Genomic DNA, 22,558 nt, shown 5'->3' on the forward strand with positions numbered 1-22,558 from the left:
CGCTATGGTCAGATTATCAAGCCGCGTTTCGAATCGACAAAACCTGCACCCACGCCGTCAACGGCCCAGCGGAGCCTGATCCCATCATGGCATTCGATCTTTTACCACTCGCACCTTATGCCGCTGTTCTTTTATTCATTGCCGTTTTTGCAGCCTTTGTGCTGGAATTGCGCTCGCCCGATGTGGTCGCATTTTGTGGCGCAGCCACGGCGCTTGCCATTGGACTTGTCACGCCGAACGATGTCCTGTCCGCGATTGCCAACCCTGCACCAGCAACAATCGGCGCAATGTTTGTCCTGAGTGCTGCGCTGGTGCGGACCGGCGTGCTCGAGGCCGTCAGCGGGGTGCTTGGCAACTATGCGTCGAGTCGTCCTATCCTGACGCTCGGCCTGTTTTTCAGTACTGCTGCTGCGGCGTCGGTCTTCATGAACAACACACCGGTGGTCATTGTGTTGATCCCGGTTGTGATCACACTGGCACGCCAGATGAAGATTGCGGCGTCGCACCTGTTGATACCCCTGTCCTATATGGTCATCCTTGGGGGCACCTGTTCGCTTATCGGAACGTCCACGAACCTGCTTGTGGATGGTATTGTGCGCGACATGGGAATGCCCCCCTTTAGCCTGTTCGAGATCGCGCCAGTCGGAATTATTGTGGCCCTCATCGGGGGCGCCTTTCTGGCGGTCGCCGCCCCGCGCCTGCTGCCCCTGCGCCATACGGTTGGGGAGGTTCAGTCAAGCCGGGATCAGCGCAGCTGGCTGGTGGAACTCTTCATCCCCGCAGGCTCGCCTCTGATCGGCAAGACTGTACGAGAGGTGGACGCCTTCCGGAAGGCCGGAAATAGGGTCGTCGATCTTGTTTGCGGTGATATTTCCTTGCGGGACTCCCTTGCAACATCGGTGATGGAGGTGGGGCATATCGTGGTCGTGAAGACGACGGATACCGAGATCATGGGCTTTCGGGACGGGACCGTCGTGGGCAAGGCCGTGTTGGGAACAGAGCCGTCGACCGCCCGGCGCACATCAGTTGTCGAAGTTCTGATCGGGCCGAATTCGCAGGCTCTGCACAGACGGGTCGGCCGCCTGCACTGGCGTCGTCGGTTCGGGGTTTATCCAATTGCACTGCATCGCAAGGGAGCAGCAGTCGATATGCGTCTTGCGATGGTGAAACTGGCTGTAGGCGATACCTTGCTTCTGGATGGAGCGCCCGATGATATCGCGCGCCTCGCCGAAGAAGAGCAGCTGATTGTACTGTCGCCCGTAACGTCGCGCGGCTTTCGCCGAAACAAGGCACCCATAGCAGTTGCCACCATGATAGCGGTCGTCGTCCTCGCAGCCTTGAACGTGGCCCCAATCCTGACGCTCGCGCTGATCGGCGTCGCGGTCGTTCTGCTGACAAACTGCATTGACGCAGACGAAGGGGTGGGAGCGATCGATGGCCGGTTGCTTTTGCTGATCGTCTCAATGCTTACACTGGGAAGCGCGCTCGACAATTCCGGAGCGCTTGCACTGATTGTCGCGAAGCTCTCACCACTTCTCGCTAGAGTTCAGCCGATCATAGCGCTTGCATTGGTGTACGCCCTGACATCGATCCTAACCGAAGTGGCTACCAATAACGCCGTTGCAGTCCTGCTGGCACCGATTGCCGCGGGTGTTGCCGTTCAGCTTGGCCTTGATCCCCGACCATTTGTCGTGGCCGTGATGTTTGGTGCCAGCGCAAGCTTTGCGACGCCCATCGGGTATCAGACCAACACGCTGGTCTACAATGCCGGGGGATACAGGTTCACGGATTTTCTCAAGATAGGCGTTCCAATGAACATCATCATCGGCACTGCGACCGTGTTCCTGATCCCGCTCATCTGGCCTCTGGCTGGATAGGCAAACTGTTTGAAGTCCATCGACTTTAAGCGGACAGATCACCGTATCACCCTTCACGTTCAAATCTTTGATTTTTGAGCGAAGAAGGGTGAGGAAGGTTTAAATTGAAGACCTTAGTGGATCAGCGCATCTGCCCCTGCAGCCAGCCATAGCAGGATCGTTGCTGTCAGAACAACAGAGGCGGCGCCCATCACCATGCCTGCTGCGGTGACAAGTCCGTCACGCTCGACGATGCCGACACCAATGGTGAACAGTGAAATGGCTGGGAACCAGCCACTGAGCGGCACGGGCAGGAACAGAGCAAAGGCAATTATGAAGAGCAGCACTCCGATAAGACGTTCATTCCGGCGGGTGAAAAGCGCAGCGTAACGTGGTTTCAAGATGCGTTCCAGCCTGCGGGTGACAGGCCTGAGGCGCAAAATCGCGACCCGGATCTTTCCCTGATCCAGCCGCAGGCGGGCTAGCGGCCCTGGAAGCCTTACATGAGGGTAACCGAGTGACATCTGGACCGTCGTCACCAAGAGCGGCAGGGCGGTGAGAAGGGTCGACCCCGGCGGCAGTGGCAACAAGGTTATCAGGGAAAACAGGACAATCGCCCAGCCAAAGGATGTCTCGCCGATGGCGGAAAGAAGATTGCCGAGTGTAAGTGTCCCGGCGCGGTGCTGATCGCGCGAGGTCCGAAGAATAGGCAGCGACAGGGATGGCCGTTTTTGCGGTCTATCTTGGGCCTTCATTGCATCCCTTTTCATACTGCCAATGGACTCTGTTGCACAAATCAGCTGATGGACTGGGCCACCCTTTTGCCAGAGGGATTCCTACCACGGCTTTTGTGACAGCAATGCCACGCGCGGTGTCGCCGTTCAGGACCGCGATGCGCACCTGAACCTGCGCGACCTGTCGCTCGAAGTCCAGTGCCATGAGGCGCTGGCCCAGCAGTTTCATGGAATGCATCTCTGTCTCGACCCGGCTCCGTCGGTGGTCTCCGCTCCCGTCCCGCCAGAGTGCCCGACCCAGATGCTTCGATGCGCGACGCGCGTCGTTCCTGGCGACTGCGCCAGCTGTGCCCGGGTTCCATGACCTGTCATTTCTGCGTGGCGGAATGACTGCGGACGCACCGCGGTCCGCGATGGTATTATGGCATCGCGGGTCGTATGCGCCATCCATTGCTCGACAGGCGATTTCGCCACGCCAAAGGCGTGCTTTCAGCACGACGCAATCTGGCGAGAGTGGGCTGCACACTGCTAATCTTCTGATTGCGCGGGATCTGGTCGGGAAGATCAGACAACATCGGAGCATCCCCGGTGTTGCTGCTGGTGATCCCGACCGCTCTGACGTCTAACGCATGTTCGTCGATACCGGGATGGATCTTGCGCCAGATGAGCCATGCCGCGCCATTGGTGTGAGAGACAATGGCGAACCCGCCTGGGGCCACCATGCTTGCGGTCGCTCCACTTCTCCTCTCCCTCGACCGTGATGCCCGTACTGTCCACTGCCCGGCACTGTATTGCGCAGCAATGCCCGAGAGGGGAAGAGGAGCTGCAGTGGGCCTTTCGCGCCGCGATAGGGGATGGTCACCGCAAGTGTCCTTTTACGACGGGACAAGGTGCTGAAGTCAGGCACCGCCCAATCAAGGCCAGTCAGCCGCAAGAGGCTTTCGACAAAGCCCGTCGTCTGCCGAGGCACCATCCCGAACACGACCGGGGCCCCGCCCGTTCAGGGCTGAAACGAACCCTCTGGACGGTTTCCCGATCCGGCTCCATGCTGAATGTCCACGGCCCGCTCCTCTGCCGGAAGTTCTGGCATGCCAGTTCATCTTGGAATCAAAGTAACTTCTCATGACATTACCGCGCAACGCACTCCCGGTCAGCGACCCGCTCCGCTTCAGCGCCTCATTCGAGGCACGCCAGTTCGTAGTCTTGTAGCTCGGCGACGTTGGTTTGCTCATGCAGGCCAGCTATCACACTAAATTCACGACATGAATCTCTGATGGATTTGTGCGACAGAGCCGGCAAACTCGGCTCCTCCTGGCCTCCAATGTCAGGCCCCGATGGGCTGAGCTATAAAAAGAATTTGGCCCCGAGGCAGCATCACGTTCTTGCGTGTCACCTGCCAGCCGCTGCAGTGGGCAAGGTGGCTCACGTCTTCGGCGAGGATATGATAGGGGGCGCGCGCGTTATGTGTCACGACACCGTCGGGTTGCCGATAGGGGGTCAAGGCGGTGACGGCATCCGGAGCAAGAAACACCGTGAAAAGAAAATTTTCCAGTTTCTCGAACCGACGAAGGTTGGTCAGCGCGCGGCGCAGAAAGGCCATCGGCAGATGTGGAAACACCGCAAAGGCGATGGCATGGGTGATCGTGGCTGGGACACCAGGATACTCGAACCTTGCATCTTCGATCAGCTGTGCGGGGTCCAGTCGGCTTTGGTTCTCAAGTTCGGTGCGATGCCCAGCCATCAGGAGTGCATGAGATGCATCCGTGGCCCAATAATGACCAGGCTCCAGATAGGGAACGGCCTTGCAGCCAAGTCGCAACGCACCGGCACCGATGTCGAGAAGATGGTGATGCGGCAAAAGGCCAACCCCCTGCAGAATCGTCATCTCTATCCTTCCGGTCTCTTCCCACCGTCCTCCGACAATGGCGCGATGCCGCCCCGCGCCGATGGCAGAGTCGTAAAAGCCGACCGTTTCATATGGGTTCGTGGACAAGGTCTGATGTTTCTCGGAGAGAGTGAGTGCAATACACCCGGGAATGGTCTTGGGCCTGCTCATGCATGCAAGTCAAGTGAGCTTTTCTGAAACCAGCATCCGATCGGTTGATTGTCCCTAAGGACGATCCAAGAAAAGGTGGAAGTGATTGTCTATATTCGATCCATGTGCAGGCTTGTCCCTGATGGAAACTGTCGGAAGCTAACGGGAGTGATCGGCGTGTTTTTTGATTTTTATTGATGCTTGACGTTACGGGACAAGCGTCATCGGTGCGCCGCTCACACGTGAAGGGCCCTACAAGGCGCGCGTTCTGTCCTCTTTGTGCCGACTGAGCGTCATGATTGAAAGACTTGATCCGCATATTTCAAAACGACAAAATACGCATAGAGGCCCAGAAGCAAGGCTGCCGAACTTCAGCCAGCGACAGCCGTCTCCATACCTGCTCGCTATGCCGCTGAACTGCTTCGCTACGGTCGTCACTTAACTGTCAAATATCTGTCACAACACTGATGGGACGACATGTGAAACGCCATAGGCCGAAGGTCCATCCAGACATGGACCCCATTCAGAAAAGACTGAGGATCACACCGTGGATATCAAGAAAACCGTAGCCCTGTCCTGGGACGAATTTGACGAGCTGCGCTCGCCGCGCTCGGCGGAGAATGAGTTTGACCAAGTTGTCGAGCGCGCCATCTCGCGCCGTGGGTTTCTGGGCGGGGCACTTGCCTTTGGTTCCGGTGCCGCCGTCTTTGGAACGGGCATGCTGTCCGGCGCAGGGCGCGCGCTGGCGCAGACCAGCACTTTTGCCTTTACTCCTGTGGACATCGCAACAGGCTTTGATCTGACCGTTCCCGAAGGATATCAGTGGAAGCCGCTGGTGCGCTGGGGTGACGCGCTGTGGTCCGATGCCAGCGATGCATATTCCCCCGAGACCGGCGTTTCGGTTGACATGTCCGACAAGGTTTTTGGTGAAAACACGGATGGCATGGAGACCTTTGTTGTTGACGGCCACACGCTACTGGCAATCAATTCTGAATATGCCAACCCTGAAATCAACCTGCCCACCTCCTCTGAAGGCGTGCCTGCCAATGCAGACGAAGTGCGCATGATGAAGAATATTCAGGGCGTGACCGTTCTGGAAGTGGCCGACACAGGCAACGGTTTCGAAATTGTCGTCGACAGTCCCTACAACCGCCGCATCACGCACGAGACACAGATGACCATGGACGGCCCCGCTGCCGGGTCAGATCTGGCCAAGACCAATGCAGACCCCGAAGGCATGTCGCCCAAGGGTACAATGAACAACTGTGGTTCGGGCAAGACGCTCTGGGGCACGTATCTGACCTGTGAAGAGAACTTCAATGGCTATTTTGGCACCACCGGCACCATGCCACAGGACGAAGGCTACAACCGCTACGGCATCGGCGACGAGGGCCGCTATGCCTATGAAAAGCATGATGCGCGCTTTGATCTGAGCCAGGAACCGAATGAGCCGAACCGCCACGGCTGGGTCACGGAAATCAACCCCGCCGATCGCGAAAGCACACCGGTAAAGCACACCGCCCTGGGCCGTTTCAAACATGAGAATGCTGAAATGGTACAGGCGAACGATGGACGGATCGTTGTCTACATGGGCGACGACGAACGCGGCGAATTCATATACAAGTTCGTCTCCAAAGGCACATGGGCCGACGGCCAGCCCACCGATGGCCTGTTGTCAGATGGTACGCTGTTCGTGGCCAAATTCAACGATGATCAGACTGGCGCCTGGCTGCCCCTGACGCCCGAGACGACCGGCATGGACATGGCGGAGATGCTGGTGTTTGCCCGTATGGCCGGATCCAAGGTCGGCGCCACCACCATGGACCGCCCTGAATGGATCGCCGCCAACCCGCTGCGCTGCGAAGCCTATTGCGCCCTGACCAACAACACGAACCGCGGCGTCAAGCCGAATGCGGGCGGTGACGAAACCCCGGTCGACGGCGTGAACCCGCGTGAGGTCAACAACTACGGCCAGATCGTACGCTGGCAGCCCACCGGCGAAGACCATGGCGCCGAGACCTTTAGCTGGGATCTCTTCGTCATGGCAGGCAACCCTGACGCGGCTGAAGGCCTGTATCGTGGTTCGCAAAACGTCACCTCGGGCAACATGTTCAACTCGCCCGACGGGATGGCCTTTGACACCAAGGGCATGCTGTGGATCCAGACTGATGGGGACGACAGCAACGAAGGTGAATATGTCGGCATGGGCAACAACCAGATGCTGGTCGGAAACCCTGAAACCGGCGAGATTGCGCGCTTCCTGACCGCTCCGAACGGTGCCGAAGTGACGGGCCTGACTTGGTCCCCGGATCAAAAAGTGGCCTTTGTAGGCATCCAACATCCGGGCGGGTCCTGGCCGGATGGCGAAGGCAAGCCGCGTTCCGCAGTCATCGCCGTTTGGAGAGAAGATGGCGCGACCATCGGCTGATCGGCGTTGCGCGACTGAATGACACCGAGGGCGACGCCAGCAAGCGTCGCCCCAATTTCGTTTTGGCTTTTGAAATCCGGGCCTGTGAGCCACAAAACGTGGCACGCTGCCCAAAGGGTACACGTGCAAAAGACTCCGGCAGACCTGCTTGACCGCAAGCGCGGCCAAGCGACATTCCCTTAGGCCAATCAGAGGCCTGCGGAGTGTTCGACACTGCTAAGCGTCCGTCTACATTTGACCGAATGTGGTGAAAGAACTGGCAGAGGTGACGGCGGCATTTTCCGATTTCTCCGTCTTTAGAGCATATCGTCGGTATGAAATCCGTCATGAGGCGGATGCGGCGCTGAATTCCGCACCAAAGCGATTTTAATCCGCGCGAAGGGCTGAGTTTGCCAACTCACTTGCAGAAACTGACCGGGATCAGCCCTTGATCAAATCACCTCGTAAATCTGGCGACGCAGGACACGAACCTGTGTGCTCGGAAAAACCGGCTTGCTCTGCCTCTCTCTTTTCAGGGCTGAGACCAGCAGGCCCGGCAGGTTGACGCCGGAATGTCCTGTCATGCCAATCCCACCGGCAGCCCGGCTATTGACCTCAAGAAGACACTGTCGGCCATCGGCGTCCTCCATGGTCTGTAGGTTGGCAAGACCGGACAGACCGAGAGCGCCAACGAGAGCGGTTGCAATACCAACTGCCTCCGGATCATGGCCGACCAATTGGACCGAGCCATGTTTTTCACGGGTCACGGCCCCAAGCAGCAGCCCCTCAAGGCAGGCAAAATCAACGCTTCTTTCCCGTCCGGGAAGAAACGGCATCGTCATCATCTTCTCGACACACCCTGCCCCCTCCACAATCCTGTGCAGGCTCTGGACAGAGATATGCGGACGCTGATCATTCACGGCGATCGAAAAAGCATTTGCCGCCTGATCATCGTAAAGGATGTTGAATCCTTCACCGTAGATACCCTGTGCGGGCTTCACACAGAGCCGCACGCCATCCGGTGCCGCACCGCCAAAGTGCTCCAGTGAAGCCCTGAAACCCTCTGCATCCACCCAGGCTCGGAATGGGCTGATGCGCATCCCCAGCCGTTCCGCCACCTCCAGAAGTCTGGTCTTATCCTCGATCAAAGACATCACGTCATGGGGGCCACAGGTTAGCAGGCGTAGCCCTGCCTGTGCGAACAGAGGCTGCTCTGCGGAAAGATCGTGCCGGTGGCGATAAGGGATGACGACGTCTGCGCCTTCCCTTGACGCGATATCGATCAGCCACTGCGTATATCCTATTGGCATTCCGCCATCGGGGCGCGCGGGCATTTCAGGTGTGACGCACTCCAGGACCTGTTCCAGTCCATGATCCTCTCGGGCATGGCTGGCCGAAACAGTCACGTCGGGATGCGCCGCCCGGATCATCTCGATGATGTCGCGGATGCAGGAAATGTGATGGTTGAAATGGATATGCATATGCGTCTCTGTCGTCGTTTCAGGCGATGTTGACAAGGTGTTTTACGACGACAGGGGGGGGCCTTTGCAGGTTTCAGGCCCAGATTTTGCAGCTCTGCGAAACCAGACGGATTTCTGCCCGAACGTTCAGAACATCATCATATTCGGCGGGCGGGCAGTCGTCCTTGCTCGGCTACAGAAAGCCCGGCATCAAATGCGGACTGGTCACATTGGTCTGGGGCAAAATCCATAATGGACCTTACTGGCAGACCAATTCAAGAGCAGCCTTTGCAGAACTGTCTGATACCACACCCGCAGGTCAGACTCTGAGCGGGACAGAAACTTCAGGAAATACCGTATGAAGATCAAATCCATTGAAAGCTTCTCGACCCCCTTCATGGGTCTGGTGCGCGTGACGGATGCGGAAGGTGATATCGGCTGGGGCCAGGTGTCTACCTATCATTCGGATATCACCTCCCTTGTGCTGCACCGCCAGGTCGCGCCATATTCTTTGGGTGTCGAAATCACGGATCTTGACGACCACCTCGATCTGATTGCCGAGCGTGAGCACAAATTTCCCGGCTCCTACGTGCGCCGGGCGATGTCGGGCCTTGATACGGCAATCTGGGATCTGCGCGGTCGCAAGGCAGGCAAGCCAGTCGCCGAGCTGCTGGGCGGATCTGCGGGGCCGCTGCGGGCATATGCGTCTTCGATGAAACGCGACATCACACCTGAACAAGAGGCCGAACGGTTTCGCAAGCTACGCCAGGAACACGGTTTTGATGCCTTCAAGTTCCGCGTCGGGGCGGAGGTTGGCCGAAACGTAGATGAATGGCCGGGCCGAACAGAGGAGATCATCCCCACCATTGCCCGTGCGATGGGGGACGGGGTTGATCTGCTGGCAGATGCGAATTCCTGCTACAATCCCGCCCGCGCGATCGAGGTGGGGAGGATCATGGAAGCCAACGGCATGGTGCATTATGAAGAACCCTGCCCCTATTGGGAGCTGGAGCAGACCCGCGCGGTGACCGAAGCGCTGAATATCGACGTGACTGGTGGCGAGCAGGATTGCGATCTGCCCACATGGCGGCGGATGATCGACATGCGCGCGGTCGACATCGTTCAGCCAGACATCTGCTATCTTGGCGGCATCAACCGCACCCTGCGTGTGGTGCGGATGGCAGAAGCCGCAGGCCTGCCGGTCACCCCCCATTGTGCGAACCTGTCGCTGGTGACCCTGTTCACCATGCACCTGCTACGCGCCATTCCCAACGCTGGCAAATACCTCGAATTCTCGATCGAGGGCTCGGATTACTACCCCTGGCAGGCGGGCATTTTCCGCAATGACCCCTATCGGATCACTGACGGCAAGACGACAGTGACGGACACCCCCGGCTGGGGCATCGAGATCGAACCGGAATGGCTCGCGAAATCCGCCTATCAGATCAGCGAGGCTGCCTGAAATGCCCCGTGTAACGGGCATCGATGTCCGGTTCCTCGTAGCCCGTATTGTAGCTATGCGGCTTGCGGCAGATAGTGGACATGCGGACAGCAACGCCGCACCGGTCAGGAGTTGATCCATGCCAACCTCGCCCTTCACGTCCGACGCAAAAATGTCCTCCTATTGGTGGGAGACTACACCGCTTTCCAAAACACCGGTCGCACCACTTTCGGGCAGCGCGGATGTCGTGATCATTGGTGGCGGATTCACCGGGCTGAACGCCGCCCTGCAAATCGCGCGCGGCGGACGCCATGTGGTGGTCTGCGATGCCGAGGCGATGGGATGGGGCTGTAGCACCCGTAACGGAGGCCAGATCAGCACCAGCATAAAGCCGGATCTTGAAGCACTTGCCAAACGTCACGGTGCAGCGACGGCCCACAGGATCCTTCAGGATGGGCGCGACTCGCTGGCTTGGATGGGACAGTTCATCGCTGAAGAAGGAATCGACTGTCAGTTCGACATTGTCGGGCGATTTCACGCCGCCCACAGCAATGCGGCGTTTCGCAAACTTGCAGGCTCGCTGGACAAGGACGCACTGAAAGAGGCGCATGTTGTGTCGCGCGCAGAGCAGCGCCAAGAGATCGGCACGGATGGATATTTCGGCGGCGTGGTGTTCGAAAAACACGCATCGATAGATCCGGGACGCTATCACGCAGGCCTGCTAGACCGGGTTATCGCGGCGGGTGCCGAGATCTCTGCGCATACGAAGGTCACGGCGATCACGAAGGAAGGATCGGGCTTCTGTGTCCACACCGCCCGTGGCCAGATCAAGGCCCGAGATGTGGTACTGGCCACCAATGGCTATAGTGGTCCGCTGTCCACCTGGCACCGCCGCAGGATCATCCCGATCGGCAGCTACATGATCGCCACTGAGGCGTTGCCGACCGAGTTAATGGACGAGGTCATTCCGAAGAACCGGATCGTCTCGGACAGCCGCAAGGTGGTCTACTATTACCGACGCTCTCCGGACCGACGGCGAATTCTGTTCGGCGGACGGGTGAGCCAAGCCGAAGTGGGCCCCGCGATCAGCGGGCCGGTCCTGTTTGACGAGATGGTTCGCCTGTTCCCACAGCTCGCCTCTGCCCGGATCAGCCATTCCTGGATGGGGTTCGTGGGCTACACTTTCGACACGCTGGCCCATACCGGCACACAGGACGGGGTATATTACGCGATGGGCTACTGCGGCTCGGGTGTCGGCATGGCAAGCTATCTTGGCATGCGCACCGGCCAGCGCGTGCTTGGTCTGCCTGTCGGCGAAACCGGGCTTGGTGAGACCAAATTCCCCACTCGTCCCTATTATTTCGGTAAACCGTGGTTTTTGGCACCCGCGGTGAGCATTTTCAGGCTGCGGGACCGCATCGGGCTGTAAACTCGATGCGAAGGGACGGCTGAAATTTAAAATTCACCCCAAATCAGAAGGATCTGTTAAAAAAACCAATCAGATTTTTTCTGATGAACCCGGAAAAGGCACTGCGATTGACACGCTAAAAAGCGGCATCCTCAGTGGAATCAAAAAACAAACAACCAACAGAGGGAAGAAAATGAATAAAATGAAACTCCTGGCAACAGTCTCTGCACTGGTGGCCATTACGGGAACTGCATCCCAAGCAGAAACACTGCGTTTGCTGACCTGGGGCGGCTACGCCCCTGACGAGGTGGTCCGCCTTTTCGAGGAGAAATACCCGGACATCGACGTCGAGGTAACCTTCTCGAACAATGAAGAGATGATCGCCAAACTGCGCGCCACACGCGGCGCGGGCTTTGATCTGGCCCAGCCGAGCCATGACCGCATCTATGCCGCGCAGCTTGAATACGGTATCTACAAGCCGCTGGACCTTTCCCAGATCGACACGTCTGTGATGCAGGACGGTCTTTTGAAAAGCGTGAAGGACAACACCACAATCGATGGTGAAGTCTATGCTGTGCCGCACCAATGGGGCACCTCGGGCCTGATGGCCGATATCACCAAGGCACCAGACATCAACAGCTGGGATGACCTGTGTGACCCGGAATACAAGGGCCGCACCTCGATGCGCCTGCGCCGCACAATCCTGCTAGGGATGGCCTTTTCGATGGGCAAGGATCCCTTCGCAGCCTATGGCGACCTTGCAGAATACCAGAAGATCATGGATGAGGTCACCGAAAAGCTGATTGCCTGCAAGGGCAACATCAAGACCTATTGGAGCGGTGGTGACGATCTGTCGAACCTCATGCTCTCGGGCGAGGTGGTAGCCTCGGAAACCTGGGATTCCACCGCTTACAAACTTTACGGCGAAGACGCCAATATCGTGTTCGTTCCGCCGGAAACCGGCGCTCTAGCCTGGATCGACACCTTCGCCATCCCCGCCAAGGGCGAAGCCGACGATGCGGCCTACAAGTGGATCAATTTCGTCCTCCAGCCGGAAATCGTGACGATGATGTCCGCATCAACGGGCGCGCTGGCCTCGGTCAAGGGATCGATAGACCTGCTTCCTGACGACAAGAAGGCAGCGGTCAAGGCGGCCTTTGATGACGCGGCCATCGAAAATCTGAAATTCTTTGTCAACATTCCCGCCGGGATCGAGGACATCGAGGGCAAGTCACTGGAACGCATCAAAGCTGCTTCACAATAAGCTGCACCACCACAGCGTTTGAGCGGAGGGGCAGTGCTGCCCCTTCGTGCCGCCCCCGCAAGGAAAGAGAGCCTCATGTTCGATCTGGAAAGCGACAAGATTACCAAACGTTTTGGGACCTTTACGGCTGTAAAAGACGTGTCGTTCGAGGTTCCGAGCGGTTCTTTCTTTTCCATCCTCGGTCCGTCCGGATGCGGCAAGACCACGCTGATGCGCATCATTGCAGGCTTTGAAACCCCAAGCGAAGGCGACATTCGTATCAAGGGGAAATCGGTCCTGGGCAGCGCCCCGAACAAGCGCAACGTAAAGATGGTCTTTCAGCATCTCGCGTTGTTTCCGATGATGAATATCGGCGAAAACATCGCCTACGGTCTGAAATGCCGGGGCGAAAACCGGACGGATATCAAGCGCAAGGTGACCGCAGTTCTTGATCGGATCGGCTTGCCCGGTGTGGAAGAAAAGCATGTCTCGCAATTGTCCGGCGGGCAGAAACAGCGCGTCGCCATTGCGCGTTGCATGGTGCTTGAGCCCGATGTCCTGCTGTTGGACGAACCGCTTGGCGCGCTTGACCTCAAGCTGCGCGAACATATGAAGATAGAGCTGAAACAGCTTCAGCACCAGTTTGACACGACTTTCCTCTATATCACACACGACCAGTCCGAGGCGCTTGTCATGTCCGACAATGTTGCCGTGATGAACGCCGGACGATTTGAACAGATCGGCCCGCCGGAAGAGCTCTACAACGCGCCGAAATCCGCTTTCGTGGCCGGGTTTGTCGGCGACAGCAATCGTTTTTCCGGCAAGGTCAGCGCGATCAGTGGCGGCGAGGCCCGGATCACTCTGGCCAACGGGCAGGAGGTTTTGGCCGGGATCGATGACAAGGCTCTTTTTCTTGGAGCAAAGGTCGACGTTTTTGTCCGCCCCGAAGCAATTTTCATCACGCGTCGCGAAAAAGCGGCGGCTGACAGCCCGCAAACCCTCCTGAAGGGCGTGGTCGACAGCCTGCTGTTCAACGGTGCCAACAGCCGTGTTCTGGTGCGTCTGGAAGATAGCTCGCTGGTCGAGGTCGATCACCGGATCGGTCAGGGTGAGGATCGTTTCAACAAAGGCGAGGCGGTGCTTCTTGGCTGGGAGATGCATGCCGGCCAGTGCTTTGCTGCGAAGGGATGAACGCCATGTTGCGCAATGATGCGACCAAGCTGTCACTGATCCTTCTCATGACGCCATTCATCCTTTGGATCGTGCTGCTGATCATCCTGCCGCAACTCGGAATCGGATATCTGTCGCTTCGTGAAAAGCTTGGTCCCAACGACTATAAGTTCGGCTTTGCGAACTACGTCGACTTCCTGCAAGAGCCGATCTACTGGAACACGCTGCTGCGCACCGCCTGGATGTCGATCCTCGTGACCATCCTGTCGCTCTTTGTCGGTTTTCCAATCGCCTATTATATTGCAAAAATCGCACGGCGCCGGTCGCGGGCGGCACTTTTTCTTCTCTGTCTCATCCCGCTCTGGGTGAGCGACCTTGTGCGTGCGTTCGGCTGGATCGTGCTGTTGCGCGAAACCGGGATCATTTCAGGAGCCCTGCAATCGGTCGGGCTGATCGAAGGCCCGGTGGAACTGCTCTATAATGACGTGACCGTCGTCATCGGGCTGATCTACACGGTCGTGCTTTTCATGATCGTGCCACTGGTCTCAACTCTGGATGGCATGGACAATTCCCTGCTCGAAGCGGGCTACAACCTTGGCGGCAGCCGCTTTACCGTCTTTCGCATGATCGTCGTGCCCTATGCGATGCCCGGCATCGTCGCGGGTTGCATCATCACCTTCATGCTGACCGCGGGAAGCTATCTCACTCCGATCCTGCTCGGCGGCAAGAACAGCATGTGGTTCACCGAGCAGATCTACGACCAGTTCATCACCCGCTACAACTGGGAGGCCGGTTCGACTTTTGGGGTGCTTTTGCTGGTGTTCACGTCTTTCGTTGTCTGGCTCGGCCTCCGGCTGACCGGTCAGAACCTCGCCTCTACCGTCGCAAAGGACTGACTCCGCCATGAATGTTGCCGCGCCACAGTCGACCGTTCTGCGCATGACCTACAACACCTATCTTCTGTTGTTCTTTGTCTATCTCGCCGCGCCGCTGGTGGCCGCGGGGGTCTTTGCCTTTAACGATTCCACCTTTTCAGCTTTGCCTTGGAAGGGTTTCACGCTGGATTGGTTCTTTGGCAGCACCGACCCGAAGGTTGGCATGTTCAACGACCGCCGACTTTTGCGCGGCATGACGAATTCGCTCTATATCGGGATAATCGTGTCGGCGATGGCGGTGATCGTCGGCACCTGCAACGCCTTTCTGTTCGAACGAAAGCAGTTTCCGTTCAAGAACGTGCTGTATATCCTGATGATCATTCCGCTGGTCATTCCCGGTGTGATCCTTGGCATCTCAATTCTCGTCTTTGCCAGCATGATCGCGAATGGCGCCGAAACCAGTCTGAACCTTGACCTTGCGTTCCTGCGGCCCGGCATGTTTCTTGTCATCCTCGGTCAGTTTTCTTTCCTCACAACCATCACTTCTCTGGTGATTGCCGCAAGGTTGCGCAAGTTCGACATCTCTCTCGAAGAGGCCGCGCTGAACCTTGGCGCATCGCGTGGCCGGGTTCTGGCAACAGTCACGCTTCCCTTTCTCGCCCCTGCCTTGTTCTCGGCATTTGTTGTCGGCTTTCTCATCTCGTTCGAAAATTTCAACACGACGCTGATGCTTGTCGGATCCGATGCACCGCTGACGATCACCATGTACGACCGTATGGTCAAGGTCGGCTCGACTCCTGTGCTGAACGCTGTTTCCGTCTTCCTGATGGTCGGATCCGGTTTATTGGCGGTTCTGAGCGTCCTCGCGCAACGCAACCGCACCGGCGAATAATGTCCGGTTCCCTATAAAAGGAGAAGCCCATGCAGCGGTTTCAAATCGTCAACTCTGTCGCGGGCCTGGATTTGGGCGCAACCAACCCAAAACCGACCTCGGTCAGCGGCAATCAGAGAGAGGCCGCAAAGGCGCTGTTCCAGTCGAACGACAAAGCGCTGAATATCGGCATCTGGGACTGCAGCCCTGGACGCTTCACTGCAGATAGGGCCGAGTCGTCGGAGACATGTTACATTCTCTCCGGCCGCGTCACCCTTCATGACAGTGATGGACGCGCGCAGGATCTCGGCGCCGGAGACATGATGACATTGCCCAAGGGATGGCGCGGAGAATGGACAATTCACGAGCAAACCAGAAAGATCTATATTCTCCACGAAGACACCGACCAATCGCCCATGATCATGCCTTTGGCTGCGCGAACAGACGGATCAGCGTAGTGTCGCAGATCTGGAAAAGGGTTGAGAACGGCTCGTCTCATCCGAAACGTGCACGCCACGTTCCAGCATCAGCACCTCCCCTTCGCGCAGGCTCAAGTTGAACCGGACGTAGAGCCAGACAACTGAGCAATGATCGGAGGCGGAAACCGGTGGTGCTTGTAGCTGATTTTCAATGTCTGCAGCAGCACCACCTTCGCCCAGATCAGTGAACCGGCAGCCTCAGGCCCCTTGACGTGACAACACCAACGCCAGATTTCAGGTGCTGCGTCTGGCAAGAACCTGAGACAGTGTCAGAAAAGAGCTGGCAACGTGGCTTCGCATCAGCATGCGGGTTGTATCTGCGTCCCGTGCCAGGATCGCCCGCATCAGCGCCTCGTGTTCGGCGCGTGACGTCGACAGGCGGTCAATGTCCTCGTGAAAATTTGCAGCGCGCCAGGCCAGGGCGCGCAGGTTGAGCTCGTCGAACGCGCGCGCGAGCATCGGGTTGCGCGCGCCGGTCTTGATCGCATCATGGAACCGTGCGTTGATCTGGCCATAGGCTTCGGGATCGGTGCCACAGCTCTGCCCCTGTTCGACAATCTGCAAAAGCTGCTGGCGCTCTATCTCGGTCAGGCGCAGGGCCGCCAGTGCGGCAAGCGCGCTTTCAATCTCTCCCACGGCTTCGAACAGTTCAGCCAGATCGCAGGCCTTCATCTGCGATACAAAATAGGCGCGCCGCGCGCCACGTTCCGCGAGATGGGACTGTTCGAGGCGGTGAAGCGCCTCGCGTACGGGCGTGCGAGAGACGCCGAACTGTTCGGCCAGCGTCTTTTCTATCAGTGGCTCGCCGGCAATCATCCGGCCTGCGACGATGCCATCGACCAGTGTGTCGAATATTTCTTCTGCCACTCTATTGGTCATCCACCATCCAATTCTGCCGAAAAATGCACCTTTGGTATCAATATGTATACATATTGGCACAGCCCGTCGTTTCCTCCAAGCCGTTAAGCGCCAGTTATCTTGCACGGGAGGGGGCAGTTCAGGCATCGCCCCGCAGAATAAGGGCAAACCGGCACGGGGGAAATGCGCCAGAGATACCGAGAGGAAAGGGGGGAGACCAATCCAACAGGGAAGCAAAAAAATGACAGAGATAGATCACAAGAAGATCCTGACCGAGCGTATCTCGGCCAGACTGGGACGGCGGGCCGTGCTCAAGGGGATGGGTGCAGGGATCGTCGCGGCCACAGCTGCGGGCGGATTTCCGGCCATCGCGCGGGCGCAGCAAAGCGGACATCTCAAGATCGCATCAATCAAGGTCATCGATACACTCGATCCGCATTTCACCGGGTTTCTTTCGTCCATTCAGGTGATCAACAACATCCACAACGGCCTGCTCAAGATCGTCTACGACGGTGAAAACCTGACCTTTGAACCGGATCTCGCAGAAACTTGGGACCTTGAGGACGACAAGACCCACGTGTTCAAGCTGCGCGACGGTGTGAAATTCCATGACGGCACAACTTGCGATGCAGAAGCCGTAAAATTCTCGCTTCTGCGCGTCAAGGAGGGCGAGCCGACGTCGCCCCATGCTTGGAAACTCGCCCTGCTGGACGAGATCGAAATTGTCGATCCCCTGACGGTCAAACTGCATTTCTCGCAGCCTTATGCGTTTTTGCCGGTCGCGCTGAACGGATCGACGGGCCGTGCCGGAACAATCGTGAGCCCGGCGGCTGTCGAGAAATACGGCACGGATTACGGGCGCAACCCGGTGGGAACCGGCCCGTTCAAGTTCGTCTCGTGGCGCGAAAACGACGCAATCGAGCTTGAGGCCAACACCGAGTATTTCGAACCCGACATGCCCAAGCTTGAGCGGGTCACTTTCCTGCTGATGAACGAGGCATCGACGGCGATAGCGGCGCTGTTCTCGGGTCAGATCGACGGCATGAACGACTGCCCGATGCAACTGGTCAATCAGGTGGACGCCAACCCCAACACCACCCTCTATGGCGAGATCGAGGGGAACTACACCTTCCTTGGCATGAACTGCAAAAAGGGACCGTTCACCGACATCAACCTGCGCCGTGCGGTGGCCTGGGCCATTGACCGCGAAACCATGGTGAAACAGGCGTATTTCGGGCGTGCCCAGCAGGCCTATACCCCGATTTCCCCGCCCATGACCGATTTCTTTGACCCCGACATCGCGACCTCGGGTCGGGGGCAGTGGTTCGATCTGGACAAGGCCCGCGAATTCCGCGCTCTGGCCGAAAATCAGGACGAGATCGAAGTCACCTACATGATGGCCGAACGTGGCCCCGTCGGCACCCGCACAGCGCAGACCATCGCGCCGATGCTGGCCCAAATCGGCATCAAGGTGAACCTTGAGCTGGTCGAGCCCGCAACATGGCTCAAGCGCCGCAACGAAGGCGACTTTGATCTTTACGACTTTGAATGGGTGGCAGACCTTGATCCGGACGAGGCGATCTATCCCGAATTCAAATCCGATGGCGCATGGAACTTCTGCGGCTGGGTGAACACCGAATTCGACGATCTCTGTGCTCAGGCACAGGTCATTCTGGACCCTGCAGAGCGTCGCAAACTCTATTATCAGGCCGAAGACCTGCTGATGGACGAGGCGCCGATCGGCGTCATGGCGCATATGCCGATCTACAAGGTGTTCTCGAACAAGGTTGAGGGATTTCAGTATATTCCGGCTGACCTCATGAACCTGCATACGGTCAGCAAAGTCTGATGCTGATCCAGGCCCTCAAGAAACTCGGGCAGACTCTGGTCGTGCTGATGATCGTGTCGATTGCCACCTTCGGACTTCTGAAGCTGGCACCGGGCGATCCGGTTCAGATCATGCTCGGCGCGGAGTATTCGCAAGAAACCTACGAGTCGATGACCCGGGAACTGGGCCTGGATCAACCCTTTCTGGTGCAATATGCTGACTGGGCCATGAACTTTGTGCAGGGCGACTGGGGGACTTCCTATATCGCCCGCACCGATATCTTCACCTATGGCTTCAAAGAGGCGCTGCCCGTCACTCTGACGCTCGCCTTCTTCTCGCTCAGCTTTGCGATCCTGATCGGTGTGCCCCTGGGCGTGTTGTCGGCGGTTAAGAAGGACACGATATTCGATGCGGGATCAGCGGTCTTTGCGCTGACCGGCACAGCCTTTCCGTCCTTTCTGCTGGGCATCCTGCTGATCTGGTTCTTTGGCGTCAAACTGCAGCTGTTTCCGGTGATGGGCTATGTCTCGCCCTGGGAGGACCTGCGCCTCGGCATATACCACATGATCCTGCCCGGGCTGACGCTGTCGACCTATTTCATTGCCATGATCACACGCCTCACGCGTGCCACGTTGATCGAGGTGATGGATGAACCCTATATCGCGGCGGCGCGTGCCCGCGGTGAACCGGGCTGGCGGGTGATCTGGGTGCATGGCGTGCGCAACATCGCCATGCCGCTGGTGACCATCCTCGGGCTGCAACTGGGCACGCTCATTCAGGGCACTGTTCTGACAGAGACGGTGTTCAACCTGCCAGGCATTGGTCAAATGCTGACCAGCGCCGTGCTGGGCCGCGAATATCAGGTGGTGCAGGCCGGTGTGATGATGACCGCCTTCCTGTTCATCGGGGTCAATCTGCTGGTGGATCTGTCCTATCCCATCCTTGACCCAAGACTGAGAGACCGCAAATGACTGCCAAGGCCGCTCCGGCGCCCGCAACCGTTCCACCTGCCGGACCCAGCGGCAATGGGGCCGCACGCGGCAAACGGTCGATGTTCCGGCGCCGCCCGTTCTTTACCGTCGCGCTGATCGTATCGCTGGCCTATATTCTCGGCGCGATCTTTGCGCCGCTGGTGGCGCCCTATGACCCGGTTGCGCAATCCATCGACGCCATGATGCAACCGCCAACGGGTGCGCATCCGCTGGGCACCGACAGCTATGGGCAGGACATCCTGTCCCGCGTCATCTTTGGCGCGCGCTATGCGCTGATCATCGGGTTCTGCTCCGTGCTGATCGGCGCGGTCGGCGGGCTGATCATCGGGCTCGCTGCAGGGCTGTCGGGGGGATGGCTCGAATGGGCGCTGATGCGGCTGATTGATTCCATTCTCGCGCTGCCTTCGCTGATCCTGGCGGTGGCGTTTATCGCGATCCTGGGGCAGGGGGTGGACAAGGTGGTGATCGCCGTCGGCCTGTCGATGATCGGTCCCTTCTCGCGCACCGTGCGCGCCGATGTGATGCAGGTCCGGGTGCAGGGCTTTGTCGAAGCGGCGCATCTGATGTCGATCCCGTATCTGCAGGTGGTCTGGCGGCATGTGTTGCCCAATGTGATCTTTCCGCTGGCGGTGCAGGTGACCATCCGCATTTCCGAAGCGATCCTTGTGTCCTCCTCACTGTCCTTCCTGGGCATAGGCGTCACACCGCCCACCCCGGATTGGGGGCTGATGATCGCAGAGGGGCGCGATTTCGTAAGCTTCGCGCCCTGGATGGCGGCGATGCCCGGCTTTGCCCTCGCTTTGCTGCTGATTGCGCTGTCGATTGTGGGCGACGGCATCCGCGAAGAATTTGATCCAAAGGGGCGCAGAGGATCATGACCATGGCGATGACAGAAACGGACACGCTGCTGACAGTGTCGGACCTGACGCTTTATCGCGGGTCGGCCAAGATCCTTGACCATGTGAACCTGTCGCTGGCGCGGGGCGAAACCCTTGCGCTGGTCGGGGAAAGTGGTGCCGGAAAATCCACCATCGCCATGGCGCTGATGCAGCTTCTGGATGGCGCACGGATCGAAGGGCGGGCTGATCTTGCCGGGGCGGGCGATCTGTTCTCGCTCTCGTCGCGCCAGATGGTCAGGCTGCGGGGCAAGCGGTTGTCGATGATCTTTCAGGATGCGGGCGCCGCGCTGAACCCGGCTTATACCGTGGGACGCCAGCTGATCACCACCCTGCGCCGCAACCTTGGCCTCACCCGTCCCGAGGCATACCGCCGCGCGGTTGATCTCTTCGCGCAGGTCGGCATCAACGATGCCGAAGCGCGCCTGTCGGCCTTTCCGCATCAGCTGTCGGGTGGCATGCAACAGCGTGTCATGGTCGCTATTGCCTTGGCCTGCAATCCGGACCTTCTGCTCGCGGACGAACCGACCTCGGCACTGGATGTCACGATTCAGGCCCAGATCATCCGGCTGATCCTGTCACTGACGCGCGAACGTGGGGCCAGTTGCATTTTTGTGTTGCACGATCTGGCTTTGGCGAGCCAATCCTGCGACCGGATTGTGGTGCTTTATGCCGGGCAGGTGGTCGAATCCGGCCCCGTGGCCGAGGTGCTGAACAACCACCGCCACCCCTATACCCGCCAACTCAAAAGCTGCGTGGTCGAAATCGGGCGCGCCGATCTGGTCGCGCCCGAGGGCACGGTGCCGCCCCACGACCAGATGCCCAAAGGCTGCCGTTTTTCCACCCGATGTCCGCGCGCGCTGGCACGCTGCAGCGATGATGCGCCACCGCCGATGCCCGCCAATCCGGACCGGGGCGGCCCACATGACCATGTCTTTGCCTGCTGGAATCCCGAATGAGCTTTCTCATGTCCTCTGCCTCTGCGCCGCGCACCGAAAAGGTCCCAGCTACAGCGCCTGTTTTCGAACTGATCGAGGTCGAGAAGGTGTTTCAGGTGCGCCCGCCAAACTCTGGCCTCAGCCGCAAGACCGTGGGCCTGCGCGCCCTTGACGGCGTGCGGTTGCGGGTGGACACCGGCACCTCCATCGCCCTTGTCGGGGAAAGCGGATCGGGCAAATCAACCCTGCTGCGCGTGCTTCTGGGGCTTGATGCCCCAACCGGCGGTCGCGCGCTCTATCACGGCGCGCCGATCCGCGAGGCCCGGGCCAAAGGGCGTGATTTTGCCCGCGACGTGGCCATGGTCTATCAGGATGCACGAGGCTCACTCGATCCGCGCATGACGGTCGAGGCGCTGATTGCAGAACCCCTGCGCCACTTCAATATTGTCCAGAAGGATCAGATCAAGGCCCGCGTGGCCGAATTGCTCGACCGGGTGGGCCTGCCCACGGATGCGGGGCGGCGCTATGCCGCCGGTCTGTCGGGCGGGCAGGTGCGGCGTGTCGCCATCGCCCGCGCACTGGCGTCGGAACCCTCTGTTCTGGTGGCGGACGAGGCTGTTTCCGGCCTTGACGTCTCGACCCAGGCGCAGCTGCTCACGCTGCTGCGCGGATTGCAGCGGGATATGAACCTGACGCTGGTGTTCATCACGCACGATCTGGGCGTGGCGAGCTACCTTTGCGACGAAATTGCGATCATGTATCTGGGGCGCATCGTCGAAACCGGCCCAACCGATGTTGTGCTGAACGCCCCGGCGCATCCCTATTCTGCGGCCCTGCGCGCCGCTGCGCCCCGGTTCTTTGAACCCATGCCAGAGCCGCTTTCGGGCGAGATTCCAAGCCCGCTGGATCTGCCGCCGGGGTGCCGGTTTTCAACCCGTTGTCCCGCAGCACAGCCCGATTGTGGCGAACGCGATCCCCAGCTTGGCAGGTTCGGCGCGCACCGCGCCGTGGCCTGTCTCCATCCCCTCACCAATCCACAGGCCTGACGGCCCGGCGACTTTACAGGA

General features: G+C 58.8%; 18 protein-coding genes and 2 pseudogenes. 14 read left to right on the plus strand and 6 right to left on the minus strand.

The features are described 5' to 3' along the window. Window positions 1-86 precede the first annotated feature (86 nt). A complete protein-coding gene (locus tag P775_RS04730; RefSeq protein WP_099909885.1) occupies window positions 87-1,877 on the plus strand; it encodes an SLC13 family permease in 1,791 nt (596 codons plus the stop codon). A gap of 113 nt (window positions 1,878-1,990) precedes the next feature. Here P775_RS04730 and P775_RS04735 read toward each other — a convergent pair whose 3' ends face one another. The 3 genes and pseudogenes from P775_RS04735 to P775_RS04745 all read right to left on the minus strand — a co-directional run bounded on the left by P775_RS04735 (window position 1,991) and on the right by P775_RS04745 (window position 4,583). After that, entirely contained in the window at window positions 1,991-2,611 is a 621-nt protein-coding gene (locus P775_RS04735) for an exopolysaccharide biosynthesis protein (protein WP_099909886.1), read from the minus strand. An 85-nt stretch (window positions 2,612-2,696) separates the two neighbouring features. Beyond that, a pseudogene (locus tag P775_RS04740) lies at window positions 2,697-3,822 on the minus strand (transposase); the annotation flags it as partial. Between the two features lie 92 nt (window positions 3,823-3,914). Further along, entirely contained in the window at window positions 3,915-4,583 is a 669-nt protein-coding gene (locus tag P775_RS04745; protein ID WP_099909887.1) for a class I SAM-dependent methyltransferase, read from the minus strand. Window positions 4,584-5,172: 589 nt separating this feature from the next. Between P775_RS04745 and P775_RS04750 the strand changes: the two genes are divergently transcribed. Beyond that, window positions 5,173-7,053, plus strand: a complete 1,881-nt coding sequence (locus P775_RS04750; RefSeq protein WP_099909888.1) for a PhoX family protein — start codon at window positions 5,173-5,175, stop codon at window positions 7,051-7,053. Window positions 7,054-7,484: 431 nt separating this feature from the next. On the opposite strand, the gene P775_RS04755 is transcribed toward P775_RS04750, so the two are convergent. Then, on the minus strand, window positions 7,485-8,513 hold the full coding sequence (locus tag P775_RS04755; RefSeq protein WP_099909889.1) for an ATP-grasp domain-containing protein: 1,029 nt from the start codon (window positions 8,511-8,513) through the stop codon (window positions 7,485-7,487). 337 nt (window positions 8,514-8,850) lie between these two features. On the opposite strand from P775_RS04755, the gene P775_RS04760 reads away from it, so the two are divergent. The 7 genes from P775_RS04760 to P775_RS04790 all read left to right on the plus strand — a co-directional run bounded on the left by P775_RS04760 (window position 8,851) and on the right by P775_RS04790 (window position 15,958). After that, on the plus strand, window positions 8,851-9,954 hold the full coding sequence (locus tag P775_RS04760; RefSeq protein WP_099909890.1) for a mandelate racemase/muconate lactonizing enzyme family protein: 1,104 nt from the start codon (window positions 8,851-8,853) through the stop codon (window positions 9,952-9,954). 118 nt (window positions 9,955-10,072) lie between these two features. Continuing rightward, window positions 10,073-11,362 (plus strand): NAD(P)/FAD-dependent oxidoreductase, encoded by a 1,290-nt coding sequence (locus P775_RS04765; RefSeq protein ID WP_099909891.1) that lies wholly within the window; start codon window positions 10,073-10,075, stop codon window positions 11,360-11,362. A gap of 181 nt (window positions 11,363-11,543) precedes the next feature. Beyond that, the gene (locus tag P775_RS04770) at window positions 11,544-12,605 is read left to right on the plus strand and encodes an extracellular solute-binding protein (RefSeq protein ID WP_099909937.1); all 1,062 of its coding nucleotides are present in this window, start codon (window positions 11,544-11,546) and stop codon (window positions 12,603-12,605) included. 75 nt (window positions 12,606-12,680) lie between these two features. After that, entirely contained in the window at window positions 12,681-13,775 is a 1,095-nt protein-coding gene (locus tag P775_RS04775; RefSeq protein ID WP_099909892.1) for an ABC transporter ATP-binding protein, read from the plus strand. 5 nt (window positions 13,776-13,780) lie between these two features. After that, a complete protein-coding gene (locus P775_RS04780; RefSeq protein ID WP_099909893.1) occupies window positions 13,781-14,650 on the plus strand; it encodes an ABC transporter permease in 870 nt (289 codons plus the stop codon). A 7-nt stretch (window positions 14,651-14,657) separates the two neighbouring features. Then, window positions 14,658-15,521, plus strand: a complete 864-nt coding sequence (locus P775_RS04785; RefSeq protein WP_099909894.1) for an ABC transporter permease — start codon at window positions 14,658-14,660, stop codon at window positions 15,519-15,521. Between the two features lie 29 nt (window positions 15,522-15,550). Beyond that, window positions 15,551-15,958, plus strand: a complete 408-nt coding sequence (locus P775_RS04790; protein ID WP_099909895.1) for a cupin domain-containing protein — start codon at window positions 15,551-15,553, stop codon at window positions 15,956-15,958. Window positions 15,959-15,985: 27 nt separating this feature from the next. Here P775_RS04790 and P775_RS28790 read toward each other — a convergent pair. Both P775_RS28790 and P775_RS04800 read right to left on the minus strand, forming a co-directional pair. Next, window positions 15,986-16,140: pseudogene (locus tag P775_RS28790) on the minus strand (IS6 family transposase); the annotation flags it as partial. Between the two features lie 73 nt (window positions 16,141-16,213). Beyond that, window positions 16,214-16,858, minus strand: a complete 645-nt coding sequence (locus P775_RS04800; protein ID WP_099909896.1) for a GntR family transcriptional regulator — start codon at window positions 16,856-16,858, stop codon at window positions 16,214-16,216. A 220-nt stretch (window positions 16,859-17,078) separates the two neighbouring features. Between P775_RS04800 and P775_RS04805 the strand changes: the two genes are divergently transcribed. From P775_RS04805 to P775_RS04825, 5 genes are read left to right on the plus strand one after another with little or no spacing between them, the layout of a single operon-like run. Next, a complete protein-coding gene (locus P775_RS04805; protein WP_099909897.1) occupies window positions 17,079-18,686 on the plus strand; it encodes an ABC transporter substrate-binding protein in 1,608 nt (535 codons plus the stop codon). Beyond that, complete coding sequence (locus P775_RS04810; RefSeq protein ID WP_099909898.1) at window positions 18,686-19,636, plus strand: ABC transporter permease; 951 nt, start codon at window positions 18,686-18,688, stop codon at window positions 19,634-19,636. Before P775_RS04805 ends, P775_RS04810 begins: the two co-directional genes overlap by 1 nt. Next, window positions 19,633-20,535 (plus strand): ABC transporter permease, encoded by a 903-nt coding sequence (locus tag P775_RS04815; protein ID WP_099909899.1) that lies wholly within the window; start codon window positions 19,633-19,635, stop codon window positions 20,533-20,535. The genes P775_RS04810 and P775_RS04815 overlap by 4 nt, the downstream gene beginning before the upstream one ends. Window positions 20,536-20,537: 2 nt before the next feature. Beyond that, the gene (locus tag P775_RS04820; RefSeq protein ID WP_099909900.1) at window positions 20,538-21,512 is read left to right on the plus strand and encodes an ABC transporter ATP-binding protein; all 975 of its coding nucleotides are present in this window, start codon (window positions 20,538-20,540) and stop codon (window positions 21,510-21,512) included. Further along, the gene (locus tag P775_RS04825; protein ID WP_245875568.1) at window positions 21,509-22,537 is read left to right on the plus strand and encodes an oligopeptide/dipeptide ABC transporter ATP-binding protein; all 1,029 of its coding nucleotides are present in this window, start codon (window positions 21,509-21,511) and stop codon (window positions 22,535-22,537) included. Before P775_RS04820 ends, P775_RS04825 begins: the two co-directional genes overlap by 4 nt. Window positions 22,538-22,558: the final 21 nt, after the last annotated feature.

The sequence above is a fragment of the Puniceibacterium antarcticum genome (assembly GCF_002760615.1).
Lineage (GTDB): Bacteria > Pseudomonadota > Alphaproteobacteria > Rhodobacterales > Rhodobacteraceae > Puniceibacterium > Puniceibacterium antarcticum.

Bases quoted from the DNA above. Each gene is read 5' to 3' on its own strand.
- P775_RS04730 (WP_099909885.1), top strand. From the start codon at position 87: ATGGCATTCGATCTTTTACCACTCGCACCTTATGCCGCTGTTCTTTTA.
- P775_RS04735 (WP_099909886.1), bottom strand. From the start codon at position 2,611: ATGAAGGCCCAAGATAGACCGCAAAAACGGCCATCCCTGTCGCTGCCT.
- P775_RS04755 (WP_099909889.1), bottom strand. From the start codon at position 8,513: ATGCATATCCATTTCAACCATCACATTTCCTGCATCCGCGACATCATC.
- P775_RS04760 (WP_099909890.1), top strand. From the start codon at position 8,851: ATGAAGATCAAATCCATTGAAAGCTTCTCGACCCCCTTCATGGGTCTG.
- P775_RS04765 (WP_099909891.1), top strand. From the start codon at position 10,073: ATGCCAACCTCGCCCTTCACGTCCGACGCAAAAATGTCCTCCTATTGG.
- P775_RS04770 (WP_099909937.1), top strand. From the start codon at position 11,544: ATGAAACTCCTGGCAACAGTCTCTGCACTGGTGGCCATTACGGGAACT.
- P775_RS04775 (WP_099909892.1), top strand. From the start codon at position 12,681: ATGTTCGATCTGGAAAGCGACAAGATTACCAAACGTTTTGGGACCTTT.
- P775_RS04780 (WP_099909893.1), top strand. From the start codon at position 13,781: ATGTTGCGCAATGATGCGACCAAGCTGTCACTGATCCTTCTCATGACG.
- P775_RS04785 (WP_099909894.1), top strand. From the start codon at position 14,658: ATGAATGTTGCCGCGCCACAGTCGACCGTTCTGCGCATGACCTACAAC.
- P775_RS04790 (WP_099909895.1), top strand. From the start codon at position 15,551: ATGCAGCGGTTTCAAATCGTCAACTCTGTCGCGGGCCTGGATTTGGGC.
- P775_RS04800 (WP_099909896.1), bottom strand. From the start codon at position 16,858: ATGACCAATAGAGTGGCAGAAGAAATATTCGACACACTGGTCGATGGC.
- P775_RS04805 (WP_099909897.1), top strand. From the start codon at position 17,079: ATGACAGAGATAGATCACAAGAAGATCCTGACCGAGCGTATCTCGGCC.
- P775_RS04810 (WP_099909898.1), top strand. From the start codon at position 18,686: ATGCTGATCCAGGCCCTCAAGAAACTCGGGCAGACTCTGGTCGTGCTG.
- P775_RS04815 (WP_099909899.1), top strand. From the start codon at position 19,633: ATGACTGCCAAGGCCGCTCCGGCGCCCGCAACCGTTCCACCTGCCGGA.
- P775_RS04820 (WP_099909900.1), top strand. From the start codon at position 20,538: ATGGCGATGACAGAAACGGACACGCTGCTGACAGTGTCGGACCTGACG.
- P775_RS04825 (WP_245875568.1), top strand. From the start codon at position 21,509: ATGAGCTTTCTCATGTCCTCTGCCTCTGCGCCGCGCACCGAAAAGGTC.